Genomic DNA, 18,090 nt, shown 5'->3' with positions numbered 1-18,090 from the left:
GGGCGAGGCGGCGCGGGGCTGAGGGTGAGCGTCCCGCGACGCCCGCCGCGCGCGTCGCTGCCCGGCTGGCGTGGGGCGGAGCGGGACGCCGCCCGCTCCCGCGGCCGCCGCCGAGCCCTGCGGCCCGGGCGGCCGCTCACACCAGGGCGAGGTCGGCCGGGCCGACGCCCGGGAAGACCCGGCGCAAGCTCGCCTGGTCGAGGCCGTAGAGGCGGGCGAGGAGGCCCGCCAGCAGCGACCGGTAGTCGGTGAGAACCGGGTAGTCCCGGTTCTGGAACAGGTTCGCCTCGGTCGCCCGCACCTGCGGCCCGGCGATGCGCCCGCCGCGCACGCCCCCGCCGAGCACCCAGTAGACGCTGCCGTGGCCGTGGTCCGTGCCGCGGCTGCCGTTCTCCCGGAAGGTGCGGCCGAATTCCGAGAGCACCACCACCACCGTGGCGTCCCAGCCCGCGCCGATCTCCTGCGCGAAGCCCGCCAGGCCCCGGCCGAGCTCGCCGAGCCGGTCGGCCAGGTAGCCGGTCCCCGCCCCCTGGTTCACGTGGGTGTCCCAGCCGCCGACGTCGACGAAGCCGAGGGTGAACTGCTCGCGCATCAGCCGGCCGATCCGCCGCGCCGCGAGCTCGAAGCCCCGGGGCGAGACCGCGCCGCGGTCGGCCTGCATCGCGTGGTCGGAGACGGTCTGGTAGACCGCCTCGCGCACCCGGAAGCCCTCGTCCACCGCGCCCGCGAGGGGGTGGCCCCGATACATCGCCGCGATGAGCCGCGCCTGGCGCTCGTCGATGCCGGGCTTGCCGACCTGGTTGATGGCGACGTTCGGGACCGCCTCGCCGCCCCGGAACACCAGCGGCATCTGCTCCGTGAAGGCGACCGGGCGCGCCCGCGTCAGCTCCGCGGCGAGCCGGGCCATGAAGCCCGAATTGTAGTCCCGCGCGGCCCCGGCCGTCTGCCCCATCTCGATCGTGTCCTGCGTCTCGAAGTGGCTGCGGGTGAGGTCGTCGGTGCCCGCGAAGGGCACGAAGGCCGCCTGGCCCCGGGCCCAGAGCGGCAGGATGGTCTCGCGCAGGGCCGGGTGCAGGCTCCAGTCGGCGTCGAGGGGCAGCGCGGCGGCGGGGTCGGCCGCCGAGGGCCGCGCCACCGCGAGGGTCCGGCGCGCCCGGTAGTAGAAGTCGCTGCCCGTGGGGATCACCACGCTGGCGGCGTCGTAGGCGCCCCGCAGGAAGACGACGAGGAGGCGCGCGTCGGCCCGCGGGGCGGCCCAGACCCGGCCCGCGACGGTGGCGAGCCCGAGGCCGAGGGAGGCTGTCAGGAGGTCGCGTCGGTCCATGGTATCCCGCCTCAGCGCATGAATTCGGGGGAGGACAGGAACAGCGTGTTCCAGTCCTGCGGCGAGACCGCCCGGGACAGGCTCGCGCGGGTCGCCTCGCCCAGCGTATCGGCGAGGAGCGAGAAGTAGAGGGCGTTCTGGAGGAGCGGAAAGGCCGGCTCATCGACCGCGTCGGGGTTGGAGGGCCGGAACAGCCCGGCCGGCCCGGAGCCGATCTGGCGGGCGATCTCGAAGCGCACGACCATCTGGCCCGGCCCGTTCCAGGCCGCCGGGGCGAGCGGGTAGCCGTCCGGGGTCGAGCGGTTGAACAATCCCTCGCCGAGCCGGTTGAGCCAGCCCTGGACCGGGCCGGTGTTGAGGACGACGCGGGTGTCGTAGGCGAGGCGCAGGGCCGACAGGACGTAGCGCATCGGGTCCTTGAACCCCGGCACCGGGTTGCCCGGCGCCGGGAGCCCCGGCGCCGGGCCGCGCGCGAACTCGGGCGCCCGGGCGAGCGCTTCGACGGTGGCGGCGATGTCGCCGGTGCGCGCGAAGACGCCGGCCAGGCGCTCCACCAGGGACTCGGGCGGCTCGGTCCCGGTCAGCGCGGCCGCGAGCATCCGGGAGACGTGGCGGGCCGTCGCCGGCTGCGCCGCGAGGAGGTCGAGGGCCTCCTCGACCTCGGCGAAGCCGCGGCCCTTGATCGGGCGGCCGAGCAGGACCTTGTCGCCGTAATCGTGCCGGGCGGGGTTGAACGCGAACAGCCCGTCCCGGATCAGGTCGGCGCGGCGTTCCGGGGGCAGCTTCGGGTCTTCCGGGCGGGCGTCGATCCCGACGCCGGTGAGGATGCGGGCGAGCGCCTCCACGTCCGCCTGCGTGTAGCCGGAGCCGACCCCCATGGTGTGCAGCTCCATGAGCTCGCGGGCGTAGTTCTCGTTGAGATGCCCGGCCGCGTTGTCGACGTTGTCGAGGTAGCGCAGCATCGCCGGGTGGCGCAGCGTCGCCGCGAGCAGGTCGCGGAAGCGACCGAGCGCGTTCGGCCGGATCGCGGCATCGACGTAGTCGCCCACAATGGCGCGCAGGTTGGCCTTGGCGGCATGCACGTTGAAGCGGTTGAACCAGATCCAGGTCAGGCGCTCGCGCAGCTGATCGGGACTGGAGAGGGCGCGCAGCAGCGTCGTGGCGACGGCGCTGCGCTGGGCGGCGTTCAGGGCCTCCTGGTAGGCCTGCAGCGCCACCCTGCGGGCCTCCGGGTCCTGCACGGCGTTGGCGGCCCGGCTCTGCGCGTCGAGGGCGGCGATCCGCTCGCGCAGCGTCCCCTGCGGCGCCATCGCGTCGACCTGCGCCTGCGCGGCCGGCGGCAGGCGGGGTGCCGCGGGCGGATGCAGCTGCTCGGCGAGCCAGCGGGCGCGCCCGAGCCTGCGCAGCTCGGCGTAGCCGGAGGGCGCGATGCCCCAGGTCAGGGCGTCCAGGAACGCCGCGTCGTCGGCCGGGGCGGCGCCTGCCGCGGCCACGCCCGCGAGGAGCATCGCGAGCGCCGCCGCCAGCCGCCCGCCCGCCGTGACGCCCTGTCGCGAGATCCGCATCGTCGCTCCCCCGTCGTCGATCCCCTCGGACCCCGGCAGAGTACGCGCTCCCGCCCCGCCCGGAAGCATCGGGCCGACGCCGTGCCGCCGACCCGGCCGCCCGGGTGGGACGCCCGGCCGCAGGCGCCGCGGTGCTGCCGGTTTGAGCGCCGCCGCCGATCAGGGTATCGGCAAGGGTCTCGCGGGTTGAGGCGTCGTGGGAGCAGCATGAAGCCCGCCCTGGTGATCCTCGCGCTCGGCGTCCCGGTCCTCCTCGCGGCTTGTGCGGCCTGGCTCTACACGCCGGATCGATCCCGCACCGACCTCGAGGCCCGGTACCTGGACGCGCCCACGGATTACGTCGAGGCCGCCGGGATGCGGCTCCACGTCAGGGACGACGGGCCGCGGGACGCGCCCGCGATCGTGATGATGCACGGCTTCGGATCGAGCCTCCACACCTGGGAACCGTGGGCGCAGGCGCTCGCGGGCGCTCATCGCGTCGTCCGGTTCGATCTGCCGGGCTTCGGGCTGACGGGCCCCGATCCGACCGGGGATTACGGGGATGCACGCAGCCTGGAGGTGCTCGCGGGCCTCATGGACCGGCTCGGCGTGGCGCGGGCGAGCCTTATCGGGAACTCGATCGGCGGCCGCATCGCCTGGAAGTTCGCGGCCCTCAACCCGGCGCGGGTCGACAGGCTCGTGCTGGTCTCGCCGGACGGGTTCGCGAGCCGGGGGAGCGCCTACGGGCAGGCGCCGGCGGTGCCGGCGTCGATCCGGCTGATGCGCTTCGTCCTCCCGACGGCGCTGGTCCGGATGAGTCTGGCGCCCGCCTACGGCGACCCGACGCTGATCACGCCCGCGCTGGTGGCGCGCTACCGCGACCTCATGCTGGCGCCCGGCGTGCGGGACGCCATGATCGCCCGCATGGAGCAGGCCGTGGTCGAGCGCCCCGAGCCCCTGCTGGGCCGCATCGAGGCTCCGACCCTGCTGGTCTGGGGCGAGAAGGACGCCCTGATCCCGATCAGCAACGCGGCCGATTACGCGAGCCAGATCGGGGGCAGCCGGGTCGTCGCCCTCCCGGGCCTCGGGCACGTGCCGCAGGAGGAGGCGCCGGAGGTCTCCCTCGCGCCCGTGCGCGAATTCCTCGAATGAGGCCGAGCGCGGGGCCTCCGGGCGCGCGCCGATCTGCCCGGTCGTCGCCGGGCGGCCGGTGCGGCGGCGCCGCCGGTCCTCTCAGCCCCCGCGTGCCGTGCGGCGCAGGGCCTGGGGCGGCTGGCCGAAGACGCGGATGAAGGCGCGCCGCATCCGTTCGGGGTCGCGGAAGCCGACCGCTTGCGCGATGCGCTCGATCGGCTCGTTCGAGGACTGAACCCGCTCCCGGGCGACCTCGCTGCGGAGCCTCTCGACGGCCTTCGACGGGGTCGTGCCGACCTCGCTGACGAAGGCGCGCGTGAAGTGCCGGGAGCTCATGCCGGCACGGGCGGACAGCTCTTCAACGGTGAGATGCAGGTGGAGATGCTCGCGGACCCAGGACAGAAGGGCCGCGAAACGCCCGTTCGGTGATTTCAGCTCCAGCAGCGACGAGAACTGGGACTGCCCGCCGCTCCGGCGATGGTAGAGCACGAGCTGCCGGGCCGTGGTGCGGGCGACGTCCTCGCCGGCATCCTCGGCGACCATCGCCAGGGCGAGGTCGATCCCGGCCGAGATGCCGGCCGACGTCCAGACCGGGCCGTCGCGCGTGAAGATCTGGTCCGGCATCATCCGCACCTTCGGGAAGCGGGCGATGAAGTCCGTCGTGAGCGACCAGTGGGTCGTGGCGCGCCGCCCCTCCAGGAGCCCCGCCTCGGCCAGGACGTAGGCGCCGTTGCAGACGCTGGCGAGCCTCGCGCCGCGTCCGGCCATCGTCCGCACGAATGCCAGCGTGGCCGGGCACCGCGCCGCCGCCGCGACGCCCTCTCCCCCCGCCACGATCAGCGTCGACAGGCCGTCGACCGAGGACAGGGACGCCGCCAGCATCTCGGCTCCCGACGAGCTGCGCACCGGCCCTGCCCGACCCGCCAGGACGCGGATCGCCGGCAGGGCCGGGACCCGCCGCCGGGCGACCTCGAACACCGCGACCGGGCCCGCGACGTCCAGGAGCTGGAAGTCCGGGAAGATCAGGAAGCCGATCATCGCGTGTCCGAGAACGAGGGAACTTCGCCATTTCGGCCAGCACGGGACCATGCCAGGCTGCGGCGGTCAAGCAGATCGGCACGGAGATGACATTGGCGCCCCCGCTTCAGATCGGCCTCCTCGTGTTCCCGGACTTCACTCAGCTCGACCTGACCGGTCCGGTGCAGGTGTTCTCCAGCCTGCCGGACGCGCACGTCCACCTGATCTGGAAGCGCATCGAGCCGGTGAGGAGCGACGGGCCCGTCGTTCTCACGCCGACGACGACCTTCGCCGACTGCCCGCAGCTCGACGTGATCTGCGTGCCGGGAGGGTACGGGACCGACGGCCTCCTCGAGGACGGGGAGGTGCTGGACTTCCTCCGGCGGCAATCGGCCGGCGCCCGCTACGTCACCTCGGTCTGCACCGGATCCCTGGTCCTCGGCGCCGCCGGGCTGCTGAAGGGCTACCGGGCGGCGACCCACTGGAGCGCGCGCGAGGCGCTGCCCTGGTTCGGGGCGATCCTCTCGACCGAGCGCGTCTGCATCGACCGGAACCGCGTCACGGGAGGCGGCGTGACGGCGGGCATCGACTTCGCGCTGACCCTCGTCGCGATGATGGTCGACCGGCCCACCGCCGAGGCGATCCAGCTCCGCCTGGAATACAATCCGGCTCCCCCCTTCCAGTCGGGCTCGCCGGATACGGCGCCGGCCGCCGTGGTCGCCGCCATGGAGGCGAAGATGGCGCCCGCGCGCGCGCGCCGTCTCGAGGCGGTCAGGCGCGCGGCCGGGGCGTGATCCGGCGGCCGGACCGGGGCCCCGACGCCCCGGTCACGTCCCGTCGCCACGGCGGGACGGTCTCGCGCCCGGGCGCGCGGCGAGGGCCGGCACGGACGTGCGGAGCGATGTCGCGCATCGGAGAACCGGATGTCAGTTCGCACACGCCTCCTCAAGCGGGACGCCGGGAAGGCCCGCGGTCTCGTCGCCGCCTGCGCGCTTCTCGCCGCGGTGGCGGCCGCACCGGCCTCGTCCGCGGCCGAGCTGTCGGGCGGGATCGTCAGGATCGGGGTCATCAGCGATCAGGTCGGGCCGCTCTCCGACCCCGCCGGGATGGGCTCCGTCGTCGCGGCACGCCTGGCGGCCGAGGATTTCCGCGCGCAGGCGCCCGACCTGAAGGTCGAGATCGTCTCCGCCGACCATCAGAACAAGGCCGACCTCGGATCGCAGATCGTGCGCCGGTGGTTCGATGTGGACGGCGTCGACGTCGTCGCCGACGTCGGCAACTCGGCCGTCGCGCTCGCCGTGCAGTCCGTCGCGCGCGACCACAACAAGCTCGTGCTCTACTCGGCGGTCGCAACGACGGAGATCAGCGGGAAGCAGTGCTCGGACACGGGGCTGACCTGGCTTCACGATTCCTACAACCTGGTCGCCGGGCCGATCCGCCGGCTCGTCGCGCAGGGTCTCGACACCTGGTTCTTCGTCGGGTCCGACTACGCCTTCGGCCGCAACATGATCTCCGAGTCCCGGCGCGTCCTCGCGGCGGCCGGGGGCCGATCGCTCGGGGCCGTCTTCCACCCCCTCGGGACGACCGATTACGGCTCGTTCCTGCTCCAGGCCCAGGCGTCCGGCGCCAAGGTCGTCGCCTTCGCGAACGCGGGCGCGCCGCTCGTCAGCACGATGAAGCAGTGGCACGAGTTCGGCATGGGCGGCGCGGGCCAGACGCCCGTGGCGCAGCTCATGTTCCTGACCGACGTCCACAGCATGGGCCCGGCGATCGCCAAGGGGATCACGACGCTCACGGCGTGGTACTGGGACCTGAACGACGAGACCAGGAGCTTCGCCCGGCGGTTCTACAAGCTCCACGGGGCGATGCCGACGGCGCCGCAAGCCGCCGTCTACTCCTCGATCCTGCACTACCTCAGGGCCGTCGCGGCCAGCGGCACCGACGCGACCGGACCCGTCCTCGCGGCGATGCGGGCGCGGCCGGTCGACGACGTCTACGCCCGCGGTGCCAGGTTGAGGGCCGACGGCAAGCTGATCCACGACTTCTACCTCGTGCGCGTGAAGGACCCGGCCGAGGTCAGGGGAGCGTGGGAGTACTACGACGTGGTCGAGACGGTCCGTGCCGCGGACGCCTACCAGCCCCTCGCCGAGAGCGAGTGCCCTCTCGTCCACACGCCGGCCGGCCCCGACGGGGCGGCGGGCGTCGCCCGGGCCGGAGGGCCGACGATAAGCCCACGATGACGAGCCGCGCGGGCGACGCTAATCAGGGGCGTCCAATCCGTGGGCGGGGATCGGATCCGTGGCTTCGGTCGCATGGCCGGGCGCGGGAACCGGGCCCGCCCCGCCCGGAACTGCCGTCGCGAGGCGTGGGTGCATGCATGACCTTGTTCTGAGCGGAGGCCGGGTCGTGGACCCGGAGAGCGGGTTCGACGGGATCGCGGACGTCGCCGTCGTCGGCGACCGCATCGCCGCCGTGGGGCGCGACCTCGGCCCGGCGCGGCGAACGCTGCCGGTCGACGGGCTCGTGGTCGCGCCCGGGTTCATCGACCTGCACGCCCACGGGCAGTGCCTGCCGGCCGACAGGATGCAGGCCTTCGACGGCGTGACGACGTCCCTCGAGCTCGAGCTCGGGGTGTGGCCCGTGGCGCGCTGGTACGACGAGCAGGCCCGTGCGGGGCGCATCCTCAACTACGGCGCGTCGACGGGATGGATCTTTGCCCGCATCGCCGCCATGACCGCCCAGCAGACCGAGTCGAGCATCGCCGGCATGGGGCGCGCCATGCAGGACAAGCGCTGGGCCGACACGGTCGCCGGCGCGGCCGAGACCGCCGACATCGTCGCGCGGGTGCGGGCGGGTCTGGACCAGGGCGGCCTCGGCATCGGCTTCCCGAACGCCTACGCGCCGGGGGCCGGCGTGAAGGAGCTCTCGGACCTGTGCAGCCTCGCCGCGGCCGCCGGCACGCCCACCTTCACCCACATCGCGTACATGTCCAACGTGGATCCGCAGAGCTCCGTCGAGGCCTACACCCGCCTGATCGGGCTCGCGGGCTCGACCGGCGCCCACATGCACATCTGCCACTTCAACTCGACGAGCCTGCAGGACGTCGAGCGCGCGGCCGACCTCGTGCGCACCGCCCAGGCGCAGGGCCTGAAGGTGACGGTCGAGGCCTACCCGTACGGCACGGGCTCGACCGTGATCGGGGCGGTGTTCTTCGCCGACCCGGCCTTTCCCGAGCGCACGGGCGGCGGTTACGCGACGGTCGAGACCCTGGCGACGGGCCACCGCTTCGCCGACCGCGACGAGATCCTGGCCGCGCAGGCGCAGGACCCGGGCGCTCTCGTGCTCTGGCATTTCCTCGACGTCTCGGCGAACGATCGGCACCGCGCGCTCCTCGACGTCTCCGTGCTGTTTCCAGGCGGCGCGATCGCGTCCGACGCCGTGCCGTGGCTCCTGTCCGACGGCTCGACCTACCTCGGCGATGCCTGGCCGCTGCCGGACGACGCCGTCTCGCACCCGCGCTCGAGCGGGACGTTCACGCGCTTCCTGCGCGAATGGGTCAGGGAGCGGCGGGCCGTTTCGCTGATGGAGGGCCTGCGCAAGTGCACGCTCATCCCCGCGCGGCTCCTGGAGGCGAGCACGCCGGCGATGCGCCTGAAGGGGCGGCTCGGGGCGGGCTGCGACGCCGACATCGTCTGCTTCGACCTCGACAGCCTGACCGACCGGGCCGATTTCCGGCACCCGAACCGTCCCTCCGAGGGCGTCCGCCACCTCCTCGTCGGGGGCGCCGGCGTCATCGCGGACGGCGCGCTCGTGCGCGACGCCCGACCGGGCCGCCCGGTGCGCCGGCCGAGCGCCCCGTGACCGTTCCGGTCGTCCTCGTCGCGGGCTTCCTCGGGGCCGGCAAGACCACCCTGGTCAACGCGCTCCTGCGCGACCCGGGCGGCCGCCGCATCGCCGCCCTCGTCAACGATTTCGGCGCGATCGACGTCGACGCGGCCCTGCTCGGCCTGTCCGCCGACGGCGTCGTCAGCCTCAGGAACGGGTGCATCTGCTGCAGCCTGCAGGGCGACCTGATGCGCACCCTCTCGGGCCTCCTGCGCCGGCGGCCCGCGCCGGACGCGATCGTGATCGAGACCAGCGGCGCGGCCGATCCGGCCGAGATCGTCCGGTCGCTCCTCGATCCGGTGGTCTACGCCGCGACGCCCCTCGACACCGTCGTCACCGTGGTGGACGCGCGCCACCTCGCCGACCGGCCGGACCTGTTCGACGACGCCCTGTGGCGGTCGCAGCTCGCCGCGGCGGATTTCTGCCTCGTCGCGAAGTCCGACCTCGTGGACGGGGCCGAGCGCGCGCGCGTTCGCGCGGGCCTCGCCCGCCAGAAGCCGCCGCGCCTCACCTTCGAGGCGGTGCGGGGCGCCCTGCCGTCGCCGGCCCTCCTCTTCTCCGGCGCGGGCCACGCACCGGCCGCCCCGCGCGGCCTGCGGCCCTCGGCGGCGGCGGAGCGCTTCGAGAGCATGAGCTGGACGGCGTCCCGGCCGGTGTCGCTCGCGCGGTTCCAGTCCGCCATCGCCCGGCTCGCGCCCGACCTTCTGCGGGCGAAGGGCTTCGTGACCTTCGAGCGTGAGCCGGACCGGCCGATGCTGTTCCAGCTCGTCGGCACGCGCGCCACGATCGTGCCGACCGGCGTGCCGGCGCAGGCGGGGGTGTCGGCCCGCCTCGTGCTGATCGCGGAGGCGGGGCGCCTCGAGCGCCGAGCGGCGGCCGCGCTGCTCGACGGGGCGGCCGGGCCCTGAGCCGGCCTCGGCGTCCGCGTCAGCGGCGGCCCGGGTCGAACGGCGCGGCCGCGACGGACGGCGCCTCGCCCGACATCGCCTCGGCCAGCAGGCGACCGGTCGCGGGCCCGAGCGTGAAGCCTTGGTGCCCGTGCCCGAAATGGAGCCACAATCCCGGATGGCGCGGCGCCTCGCCGATGACCGGCAGCATGTCGGGCATGCAGGGGCGGATGCCCGACCACGGCGTGTTCTCGTAGGGCGCGCCGAGATCGACGAGGTCCCGCGCGGCGGCCTCGGCGCGCGCGAGCTGGATCGGGCTCGTGGCCGCCTCGGCCGACGACAGGTCGGCGCCGGTCGTGATGCGCAGCCCCCGCGCCATCGGCGCCATCACGTAGCCGTTGGCCGCGTCCAGGAGGGGCAGCGACAGCGTCGGGGCGCTGCGCCAGTGCCGGTGGTAGCCGCGCTTGCGCAGCATCGGGAAGCGGTACCCGAACGGGCGCAGGAGCTCGGGCGACCACGGCCCGAGCGCCACGACCGCGGCCTCGGCCTCCAACGGTCCGTCCGCGGTCCGCACGCCCCAGCCCCCCACGCGGGGGCCGAGGCTGCCCGCCTCGCCCTGCCGGATGACGCCGCCGCGCCGGCGGAACAGGTCGGCGTAGGCGGCGACGAGCGCGCCGGGGTCGCGCACGGACCACGGGTCCTGCCAATGGATCGCGCCGGCGCCCGTTTGCTTCAGCGCCGGCTCGGCCGCGCCGAGGTCGGCCGGCGACAGCGCCCGCGAGCGCACGCCGTAGCGCGCCCGCAGGCGCTCGGCCTCCGCCGCCGCCTTCTCGAGGGCGCCGGGCGCGCGGTGCAGGACGTGGAAGCCACCCTGCCGGACGAGGTCGTCCGCGCCGGAGGCGGCGATCAGCGCCGCGTGCTCGGGGGCCGCGCGGGCGATCAGGGTCGCGTAGGCCCGCGACGCCGCGGCGTGGCGCCGGGGGGCCGAGTGCCACCAGTAGCGCAGGAGCGACCCGAGGTGGGGGCGCAGGGCGCGGAACGCGTAGTGGACGTCGTTGCTGCGGCCGGCGAGGATCGCGAACAGCGTCGCCCAGTCACGGGGCATCGCGTAGGGCTCGACGGCCTCGCTCTGGATGATTCCGGCATTGCCGTAGCTCGTCTCCCGCCCCGGCGCGCCCTTGTCGACGAGGACGACGCTCCAGCCGCGCTGCTGGAGGTGGAGGGCTGTGCCGACGCCGACCATGCCGGCGCCCAGAACGATCGCGCTGCGCAACTCACTGTCCCGGACCTGGAGCCATCGACGGGCGCGTCACCGCGACCGCGCCGGCAGGATCGTGCCCGCGCGGCGACGGGCGCCGCATCCGCGCGGCCCCCGCCGAAGCGCGAGCCGTCCGCAACGATAGGCGGCCGACGCGGATGTGCAATGACGGGAAGCCGGCGATTTCCGCCATTCCCGCACGGGGGGCGTCGGCGTGCCGGCGTCGCCGGCCCGCAGGAGGCACCCGCGCGGCGCGAGCGCGCGTCCCGCCGAGCCGGCACGCAGGGCCCCCGGCCGGGTGAGCGTCCCGGACGCCCCCCGGGGGCTCCGGCAGGGACAACGGCCGCGTCAGCTCTTGACCGCGCCGGCCGTCAGCCCCCCGACCATGTAGCGCCGGAACACGTAGTAGATCGCCGCGGGCGGCAGGGCGTAGATCAGCCCCGTCGTCATCAGCAGTTCCCAGGGCGAGTCGTCGGCCGCCAGGAAGCTTCCGAGCGCCACCGGCAGGGTCACGTCCGTGTCGCGCGACAGCAGCAGGAAGGCGAACAGGTACTCGTTCCAGGCGAGCAGGAGCGCGTAGACGCCGATCGCGACGAGCGAGGGCGTCATCAGGGGCAGGTAGACGAACCAGAACAGCTGCGGGGGCGTGGCCCCGTCCATCACGGCCGCCTCGTCCAGCTCCAGCGGCAGCTTGTCGGAGGCCTGCTTCAGGACCCAGATCGCGTAGGGACTCGCGATCGTCACCATGGCGAGGATGAGGGCCCACTTGGTGTTGAGGAGCCCGTAGGCGCCCATCGTCTTGTACATCGGCACGGCGAGGAACGCCGCCGGGATGAAGTAGGTGAAGAGCGCGAGGTTCATCACCGTCCGGCCGCCCCTCACCTTCAGCCGGCTGATCGCGAAGGCGGCCGACGTCGCGATCAGGAGCGTGAGGACCCCCGTCGAGAAGGCGATGAAGACCGAGTTCCAGAGCTGCTGCCAGAAGTGCGACAGGAAATAATGCCGCTGCCCGAAGACGATCTCGAAGTTCCTGAGGGTCGGATGTTCCGGAAACAGCGCCCCTGAGAACGCCTCCTGCTTCGGCGAGATCGCGAACAGGACCAGGTGGTAGATCGGTATCAGGGTCCAGAGCAGGACCGGGATGCCGACGAGGAGGAGCTTCGCCTCCGTCCCGGCGGCCGCGAGCCAGTTCCAGCGGGCGCGGGGCTGAACACGGGGCGAGTCCGCGGCATCGAGCGGCGCGCCCGCGATCCTGACGCTCATTTCGAGAGCCTCCGCATCAGCACGTAGACGAGGGGCAGAACGAAGGGCATCGCGCACACGACCGCCGCCATCGAGTGGTCGATCTGGTCGAGCCTCAGGTAGCGGATGCCGAGCGTCGCGAGCACGTGCGTCAGGTCCGCGGGACCGCCGCCGGTGAGCAGGTAGACGCTGTTGAAGTCACCGAGCGTCCAGATCATCGAGAGGATCGTGCAGGTCACGTAGAGCGCCCGCATGGAGGGCCAGGTGACGTGCAGGAACTTCTGCCAGCCCGTCGCACCGTCGACGGAGGCGGCTTCGTAGAGGTCGGACGAGATGGCGAGGCGTCCGGCGAGGAGGATCAGCGTCCAGAACGGCAGCGACTTCCAGATGTGGACCGTGATGGCGAGCGCCAGCCCGAGCCGCGGATCGTTGAGCCAGTTCGGCCCGTCCTCCGCGGTGAGCCGGAAGATGATCTGGTTCACGACGCCCCATTCGGGGTTCAGCATGAACCGGACGGAGAGGATCGTCGGTATCGACGGCACCGCCCAGGGCAGGATGAAGAGGACCGAGAGCCAGCGGATCCAGCGCCGCTCGTGGGTGAAGAAGCCCGACAGGAACAGCGCGATCGCCATCTTCAGGTTGATCCCGACGATCAGGAAGACGAGCGTGTTGACGACCGTGCGCGCGAAGATCGGATCGGCCGCGAGGTGGGCGTAGCTCGCCGGGTCGCGGGCGAGCCAGAGCCCGTACCCGACCGGGTAGATGACGAAGAACAGGAACACGAGCAGGTAGGGCGCGACCAGGATCACGCCCCACGCCTGCCAGGCGTCGAGGCGGAAGGCCCGGGGCGCGGTTGCCAGCGCGGCATCGTCGATCGTCGTAGCGCGCGTTCCCGACATCCTGGGTCTCCCTGATGAGGCGCCGCCGGCCGGCCGCACTCGATCCGCGGCCCGGCGCGCGCCCCCCGCGCCGGGCCGGTGTCCGCTTCGGCCGGCCGNCGCCGCAGACAATGCGGCAGACTCAAAAACCTGGAGCAGCGGCCGATCGCAGCGTGATCGGATGCTGCTCTAGGGTGCGGCGACCTGCTTGATGCGGGCGAGCATCTCGTCGGCCGCCTTCTCGACCGGGACCTTCTCGCTCACGACCCGGTTCATCGCCTTGGCGAAGACGTTCTCGTTGTTGAGCAGCGTGAACTTGTAGTTCTTGACGTAGTCGAACGGCTCCGTGCCCGACTTGAACTGATTGTAGACGACCTTGCGGTGCTTGTCGGCCTGCCAGAATGGGCTCTCGACCGAGGCGTTCGTGACGGGGAACCAGCGGCCGATCGCGCCCTCGACGTAGGGGCGGAGGTTGTCCTCCTCCATGATGAACTTCACGAATTCCTTGGCGGCCGCCTTGTTCTTGGCGCCCGCGAAGACGACCCCGTGCTTGACGTCGGCGCGGTAGGTCATCGGCTTCCCGTCCGGCCTGTTCGGGAACGGCGCGGTGACGATCGTCTCCTCGTAGGCCTTCCTGGCCGCCTCGCGCTGCTCGGGCGTGGCGCTCGGATTGACGCTGTCCTCGTACCACTTCGCCGCGATGGAGATCGTGAAGTTGTGCGTCATCACCGTGGTTCGATTGTGGAAGGCGACGTTGTTGTCGGGGTCCTTCCAGGTCGTCGCCGACGGGGGAACGCATCCCTTCACGTAGGGGTCGGTGTAATCCTTGAGGGCCTTGATCAGGCCGCTGCGGTTCTTCGGATCGTCGACCAGGAGCTTGCCGTCGTTGTCGACGAGCTTGACGTCGTAGGCGTCCATGAACGCGTAGAAGGACTGGAAGCTGTCGGTCGATTCCACGCCCATCGGGGCGCCGATGCCGTAGGTCCGGGAGCCCGACGCCTTGCGGTAGGCTGGCTGGACCTTGTCGCACCAGAACGACCAGTACTCGTCCCACGCCGCCGGTATGGCGCTCTGCTTGAACCCGGCCTTCTCGAGCATGTCGCTCCAGATCTCCGTGTGCAGCGTCTGCCGCTTCAACGGGAAACCGTAATAGGCCTTCTTGTGGGTCCGGTCGTTGTAGAGCAGCGTGTGCTCGATCGTCTGCGGCGCAAAGCGCGACATCATGGGTTGCAGGATATCGGTGAGGTCCTCGAGCTTGCCCTCGAAGGCCCACTTGCCGGCAGCTTGGTTGTTGTAGGTGTCGGCGTAGCCGACGTCCGGCGGCGAGCCGGAATCGAGCGCCGCGACCGTCTTCGGGATCATGTCCTGGATCGCGTACTGCGACAGCTCGACCTTGATCCCGGTCTTCTCCTGGAATTTCTTGATGGCAGCCCAGAGGGACTCGTCCTCGGACCGGTAGAAACCCTTGCTGAACCAGACCGTGAGCGTCTTGTCCTGCGCCACGGCCGGCATCGCGGCCAGCACCCACGCACCCAGCGACAACGCCCCCGCGATGCCTCGCCTCATCGGTTCCCTCCTGCGCTCCGCCTCGTTGATCGGACGGCTCGCCGTGATTTCAGCACGGGATGCAGCCCGAGGCAACTCAGCGCAACGCGATGTCGACGGCCTGACGCTGCCGGAGCCGCCCAGTCGAACCGGCCGGCATGACCTAAAGGCGGGCGGGACGAGGCCGTTGCCGGCGCCCGCGGATGGTTCGGCGCGTCGGCGAAACAGGCTGAGCGGATCGCTCCGCAAGTAACCGCGAGGTCGAGCGGGCGCAGCGATGCGGCCGCCGCGGGGTCCGACGCGGGGGTTGCCGCCGACCGGCGCGCCGCCCTGGCGGATGGAGGTCGCCGCGCCGGGACGCGTGCGGCCCCGGGCGGCGATGCGGCCGCGGGGGCTCAGCGCTGCGCGGCGACGACCGCCGCCAGGACCCCGACGCCCCGCCGCAGGTCCTCGGCGGCGAGGCCCGCGTAGCCGAGGACGAACCCTGCGGCGGCGGGCCGGGGCTCGGCCGGGTCGTAGAGCGGCGCGACGGGGTGGAGGCCGATCCCGGCCGCGCGCGCGGCGGCGGCGAGCGCGGCCTCGCGGGCGGCCGCGATCCCGCCGAACCACGCGACCACGTGCAGGCCGGTCCCGGCCCCCACGACGGTGACGGCCGGGCCGAGCGCGTCGGCCAGCGCCCGCAGCAGCACCGCCCGGCGCTCGGCGTTGCGCTTGCGCATGCCGCGGACGTGGCGTTCGTAGGCGCCGCTCGCCAGGAGATCGGCGAGGGCGTCCTGGGCCGCGAGCGGCGTGTGCCGGTCCGTCAGCCGCTTCGCCTCCCCGAAGGCCCGGCGCAGCGCGGGCGGGACGACGAGGTAGCCGAGCCGCACCGTCGGGGAGAGCGTCTTCGACAGCGTGCCGACGTAGATCACGGCGTCCGGCGCCAGGGTCTGCAGGGGCGGGATCGGCGCGACGTCGTGGCGGTACTCCCCGTCGTAATCGTCCTCGACGAGGCAGGCGCCGCCCCGCGCCGCCCAGGCCACCAGGGCGCGCCGCCGCGCCGCCGACAGGACGGCGCCGAGCGGGTACTGGTGCGAGGGCGTGACGTAGGCCAGGCGGGCCGGCGGCAGGGCGTCCGTCCTGATCCCGTCGCCGTCGACCGGGACCGGAACGGCGATCCCCCCGGCGGCCAGGAAGGCGTGGCGGGCGAGGACGTAGCCGGGATTCTCGATGACGAACGGGTCGCCGGGATCGAGCAGGAGCCGCCCGCACAGGTCGAGCCCCTGCTGCGAGCCGTTGACGACCACGATGTCCTCCGGCGTGCAGGCGATGCCCCGGGCGCGCCAGAGGTAGCCGTGGAGCGCGCTCCGCAGAGCGGCCGAGCCCTGGGGCTCGTCGTAGCGCAGCCGCGCCCCGCGCCGCAGGGCCGCGGCGTTCAGGGCGCGCCGCCAGGCCAGGACCGGGAAATCGGCGGCCGCGAGGTCGCCGTAGCGGAAATCCGCGATCCGGGGCGCCGGGGCGTCGGCGGGCGCGGGCGCGGGCAGGGCGAGCAGGCGCTGCGCGAAACCGGAGAGCCGGCGGGGCGGCGCGTCCGGGAGGCCGGCCGGCCGCGGCGCCGCCGCCAGACCCTCGGCGACGACCGCGCGGGCGCCCGGCCGGGTGGCGAGGTACCCCTCCGCGATCAGCTGGCCGTAGGCCGCCGTCACGGTGGTGCGGGAGGTGCCCCACTCCGCCGCGAGGGCCCGGGTCGACGGCAGCCTGTCGCCGGGCCGGTGGGCGCCGGCGTGGATCTGCGCCTTGATCGCCGTCACGATCCGGCGCGCGACGCCCTGGTTCGCCGACTGGCCCATGTCGAATCCGCGAAACTGGCTGTTTCCAGCAGGCCAGATTGGCCTCATCCATCCGCGGACCGCAAGGAGCCCCGCCATGTACACGCCGCCCGCCTTCCGGGACGACGACCGCGCCAGCCTGCTGGCGACCATGCGGGCGACCCGCCTGGCGACCCTCGTCACCGCCACGGCGGACGGGCCGCTGGCGACGCCGCTGCCGCTCCTCCTCGACGAGAGCGAGGGCGAGCACGGCGTGATCTACGGCCACGTCGCCCGGGCCAACCCGCACTGGCGCGCTCCGCCCCTGGGTGAGGGCCTGGCGATCTTCATGGGCGCGGACGCCTACGTGACACCGTCCTGGTACGCCACCAAGGCGGAGACCGGGAAGGTCGTGCCGACCTGGAACTACGTCGCGGTCCACGCGCACGGGCCCGTGGAGTTCTTCCACGACGCGGACCGGCTCCTCGACGCGGTGACCCGGCTGACACTGCTGCACGAGCGGCCGCGCGCGCAGCCGTGGGCGGTCGGCGACGCCCCGCCGGAGTTCGTCGCCGCCCAGCTGCGCGGGATCGTCGGGGTGCGGATGCCGATCACCCGCCTGGAGGGCAAGCGCAAGCTGAGCCAGAACCGGAACGAGGCCGACCGCGCCGGCGTCGCGGCGGGGCTCGCGGCGAGCGAGCGGCCCTCCGACCGCGCGGTCGCCGCGCTGATCCCGGCGTGAGCCGGGGGATCGCCGCCATGCCGGACCTGACCCAGCTCGCCCTGTTCTGCACCACCGCCCTGGTGCTCGCCGTCACGCCCGGCCCCGGGATCTTCTACGTCGCCGCCCGCGCCCTGGCCGGCGGCCGTCGGGAAGGCGTCGCCTCGAGTTGCGGGACCGGGCTCGGCGGCATGATCCACGTGCTCGCGGGAAGCCTCGGCGTCTCCGCGATCGTGCTCGCGAGTGCCGAGCTGTTCACCGCGCTGAAGCTCGCCGGGGCGGCCTACCTCGTCTGGCTCGGCCTGCGCACGCTCCGGAGCGCCCGCCGGGAGGCCGTGTCCGGCACGCCGGCGGCGCCGGTCGGGCCGCGGCGCGCCTTCCGGGAGGGCGTGCTGGTCGAGGCGCTGAACCCGAAGACGGCCGCCTTCTTCCTCGCCTTCGTCCCGCACTTCGTGGACCCGGCCGGTCGCGTCGCCCTGCAATTCGCCGTGCTCGGCCTCCTGTCGGTCGCGCTGAACACGCTCGCCGACATCGCGGTCGCCCTCGCGGCCGGCGCCGTCCGGGACGGCGCCGCGGCCCGCCCCGCCCTGGTCCGCCGCCTGCGCGAGGGCTCGGGGGCCGCGATGATCGCCCTCGGCCTCGGCCTCGCCGTGGTGAGGCGGCCGGCAGCCTGACCGGGACGGCCGGTGCCGGGCTCTCCCCGCGCCCCGGGCCGCACGGCCGCGACGGCTGTCACGCCGCCCGCGGGCCGCGTCATCGCCGCCATTCGGCCCCCGGGTTGTCGTCCGGATCGGGTGCCGCGGTGTCGGGATCCGGGGCGATGCTCGGCGGGGCCGGCTGCGGGCGGGGCTGCGGCGGGCGCCGGGCC

The 18,090-nt window shown here is 73.6% G+C and carries 15 protein-coding genes; 7 read left to right on the top strand and 8 right to left on the bottom strand.

What is annotated here, in order from left to right:
- Nucleotides 1-136: 136 nt before the first annotated feature.
- Nucleotides 137-1,324, bottom strand: a complete 1,188-nt coding sequence (locus tag DT057_RS04065; protein ID WP_128560844.1) for a DUF1501 domain-containing protein — start codon at nt 1,322-1,324, stop codon at nt 137-139.
- Between the two features lie 11 nt (nt 1,325-1,335).
- Nucleotides 1,336-2,889, bottom strand: coding sequence for a DUF1800 domain-containing protein (locus tag DT057_RS04060; protein ID WP_128560843.1), 1,554 nt, complete (start codon nt 2,887-2,889; stop codon nt 1,336-1,338).
- A gap of 207 nt (nt 2,890-3,096) precedes the next feature.
- Between DT057_RS04060 and DT057_RS04055 the strand changes: the two genes are divergently transcribed.
- The gene (locus DT057_RS04055) at nt 3,097-4,020 is read left to right on the top strand and encodes an alpha/beta fold hydrolase (RefSeq protein ID WP_128560842.1); all 924 of its coding nucleotides are present in this window, start codon (nt 3,097-3,099) and stop codon (nt 4,018-4,020) included.
- A gap of 81 nt (nt 4,021-4,101) precedes the next feature.
- Here the strand turns inward: DT057_RS04055 and DT057_RS04050 are convergent, their stop codons facing one another.
- Nucleotides 4,102-5,040 (bottom strand): GlxA family transcriptional regulator, encoded by a 939-nt coding sequence (locus DT057_RS04050; protein WP_128560841.1) that lies wholly within the window; start codon nt 5,038-5,040, stop codon nt 4,102-4,104.
- Nucleotides 5,041-5,132: 92 nt separating this feature from the next.
- Here DT057_RS04050 and DT057_RS04045 point away from each other — a divergent pair, with 92 nt between their 5' ends.
- From DT057_RS04045 to DT057_RS04030, 4 genes are all read left to right on the top strand, one after another.
- The gene (locus tag DT057_RS04045) at nt 5,133-5,813 is read left to right on the top strand and encodes a DJ-1/PfpI family protein (RefSeq protein ID WP_128560840.1); all 681 of its coding nucleotides are present in this window, start codon (nt 5,133-5,135) and stop codon (nt 5,811-5,813) included.
- Nucleotides 5,814-5,942: 129 nt separating this feature from the next.
- A complete protein-coding gene (locus DT057_RS04040) occupies nt 5,943-7,259 on the top strand; it encodes an ABC transporter substrate-binding protein (RefSeq protein ID WP_128560839.1) in 1,317 nt (438 codons plus the stop codon).
- Between the two features lie 133 nt (nt 7,260-7,392).
- Nucleotides 7,393-8,880, top strand: a complete 1,488-nt coding sequence (locus tag DT057_RS04035; RefSeq protein ID WP_128560838.1) for an amidohydrolase family protein — start codon at nt 7,393-7,395, stop codon at nt 8,878-8,880.
- Nucleotides 8,877-9,812 (top strand): CobW family GTP-binding protein, encoded by a 936-nt coding sequence (locus DT057_RS04030; RefSeq protein WP_128560837.1) that lies wholly within the window; start codon nt 8,877-8,879, stop codon nt 9,810-9,812. Before DT057_RS04035 ends, DT057_RS04030 begins: the two co-directional genes overlap by 4 nt.
- Nucleotides 9,813-9,831: 19 nt before the next feature.
- Here the strand turns inward: DT057_RS04030 and DT057_RS04025 are convergent, their stop codons facing one another.
- The 5 genes from DT057_RS04025 to pdxR all read right to left on the bottom strand — a co-directional run bounded on the left by DT057_RS04025 (nt 9,832) and on the right by pdxR (nt 16,543).
- Nucleotides 9,832-11,064 carry an NAD(P)/FAD-dependent oxidoreductase gene (locus DT057_RS04025; protein ID WP_128560836.1) on the bottom strand — a complete coding sequence of 411 codons (1,233 nt, stop codon included), beginning with the start codon at nt 11,062-11,064 and terminating at the stop codon, nt 9,832-9,834.
- A gap of 333 nt (nt 11,065-11,397) precedes the next feature.
- Nucleotides 11,398-12,312, bottom strand: a complete 915-nt coding sequence (locus DT057_RS04020; RefSeq protein WP_238313866.1) for a carbohydrate ABC transporter permease — start codon at nt 12,310-12,312, stop codon at nt 11,398-11,400.
- Nucleotides 12,309-13,190 (bottom strand): carbohydrate ABC transporter permease, encoded by an 882-nt coding sequence (locus tag DT057_RS04015; RefSeq protein ID WP_128560835.1) that lies wholly within the window; start codon nt 13,188-13,190, stop codon nt 12,309-12,311. Before DT057_RS04015 ends, DT057_RS04020 begins: the two co-directional genes overlap by 4 nt.
- Before the next feature lie 168 nt (nt 13,191-13,358).
- Nucleotides 13,359-14,735 (bottom strand): ABC transporter substrate-binding protein, encoded by a 1,377-nt coding sequence (locus DT057_RS04010; RefSeq protein ID WP_128560834.1) that lies wholly within the window; start codon nt 14,733-14,735, stop codon nt 13,359-13,361.
- Between the two features lie 374 nt (nt 14,736-15,109).
- Nucleotides 15,110-16,543 (bottom strand): MocR-like pyridoxine biosynthesis transcription factor PdxR, encoded by a 1,434-nt coding sequence (gene pdxR / locus DT057_RS04005; protein WP_128560833.1) that lies wholly within the window; start codon nt 16,541-16,543, stop codon nt 15,110-15,112.
- Between the two features lie 76 nt (nt 16,544-16,619).
- Between pdxR and DT057_RS04000 the strand changes: the two genes are divergently transcribed.
- Both DT057_RS04000 and DT057_RS03995 read left to right on the top strand, forming a co-directional pair.
- Complete coding sequence (locus DT057_RS04000; RefSeq protein ID WP_128560832.1) at nt 16,620-17,243, top strand: FMN-binding negative transcriptional regulator; 624 nt, start codon at nt 16,620-16,622, stop codon at nt 17,241-17,243.
- Nucleotides 17,244-17,260: 17 nt separating this feature from the next.
- Nucleotides 17,261-17,896 (top strand): LysE family translocator, encoded by a 636-nt coding sequence (locus DT057_RS03995; protein ID WP_128560831.1) that lies wholly within the window; start codon nt 17,261-17,263, stop codon nt 17,894-17,896.
- Nucleotides 17,897-18,090: the final 194 nt, after the last annotated feature.

This window comes from Methylobacterium crusticola (assembly GCF_003574465.1).
GTDB lineage: Bacteria > Pseudomonadota > Alphaproteobacteria > Rhizobiales > Beijerinckiaceae > Methylobacterium > Methylobacterium crusticola.
Note: the sequence above shows the minus strand (reverse complement) of the source record. Positions and strands in the feature narration are given on the sequence as shown.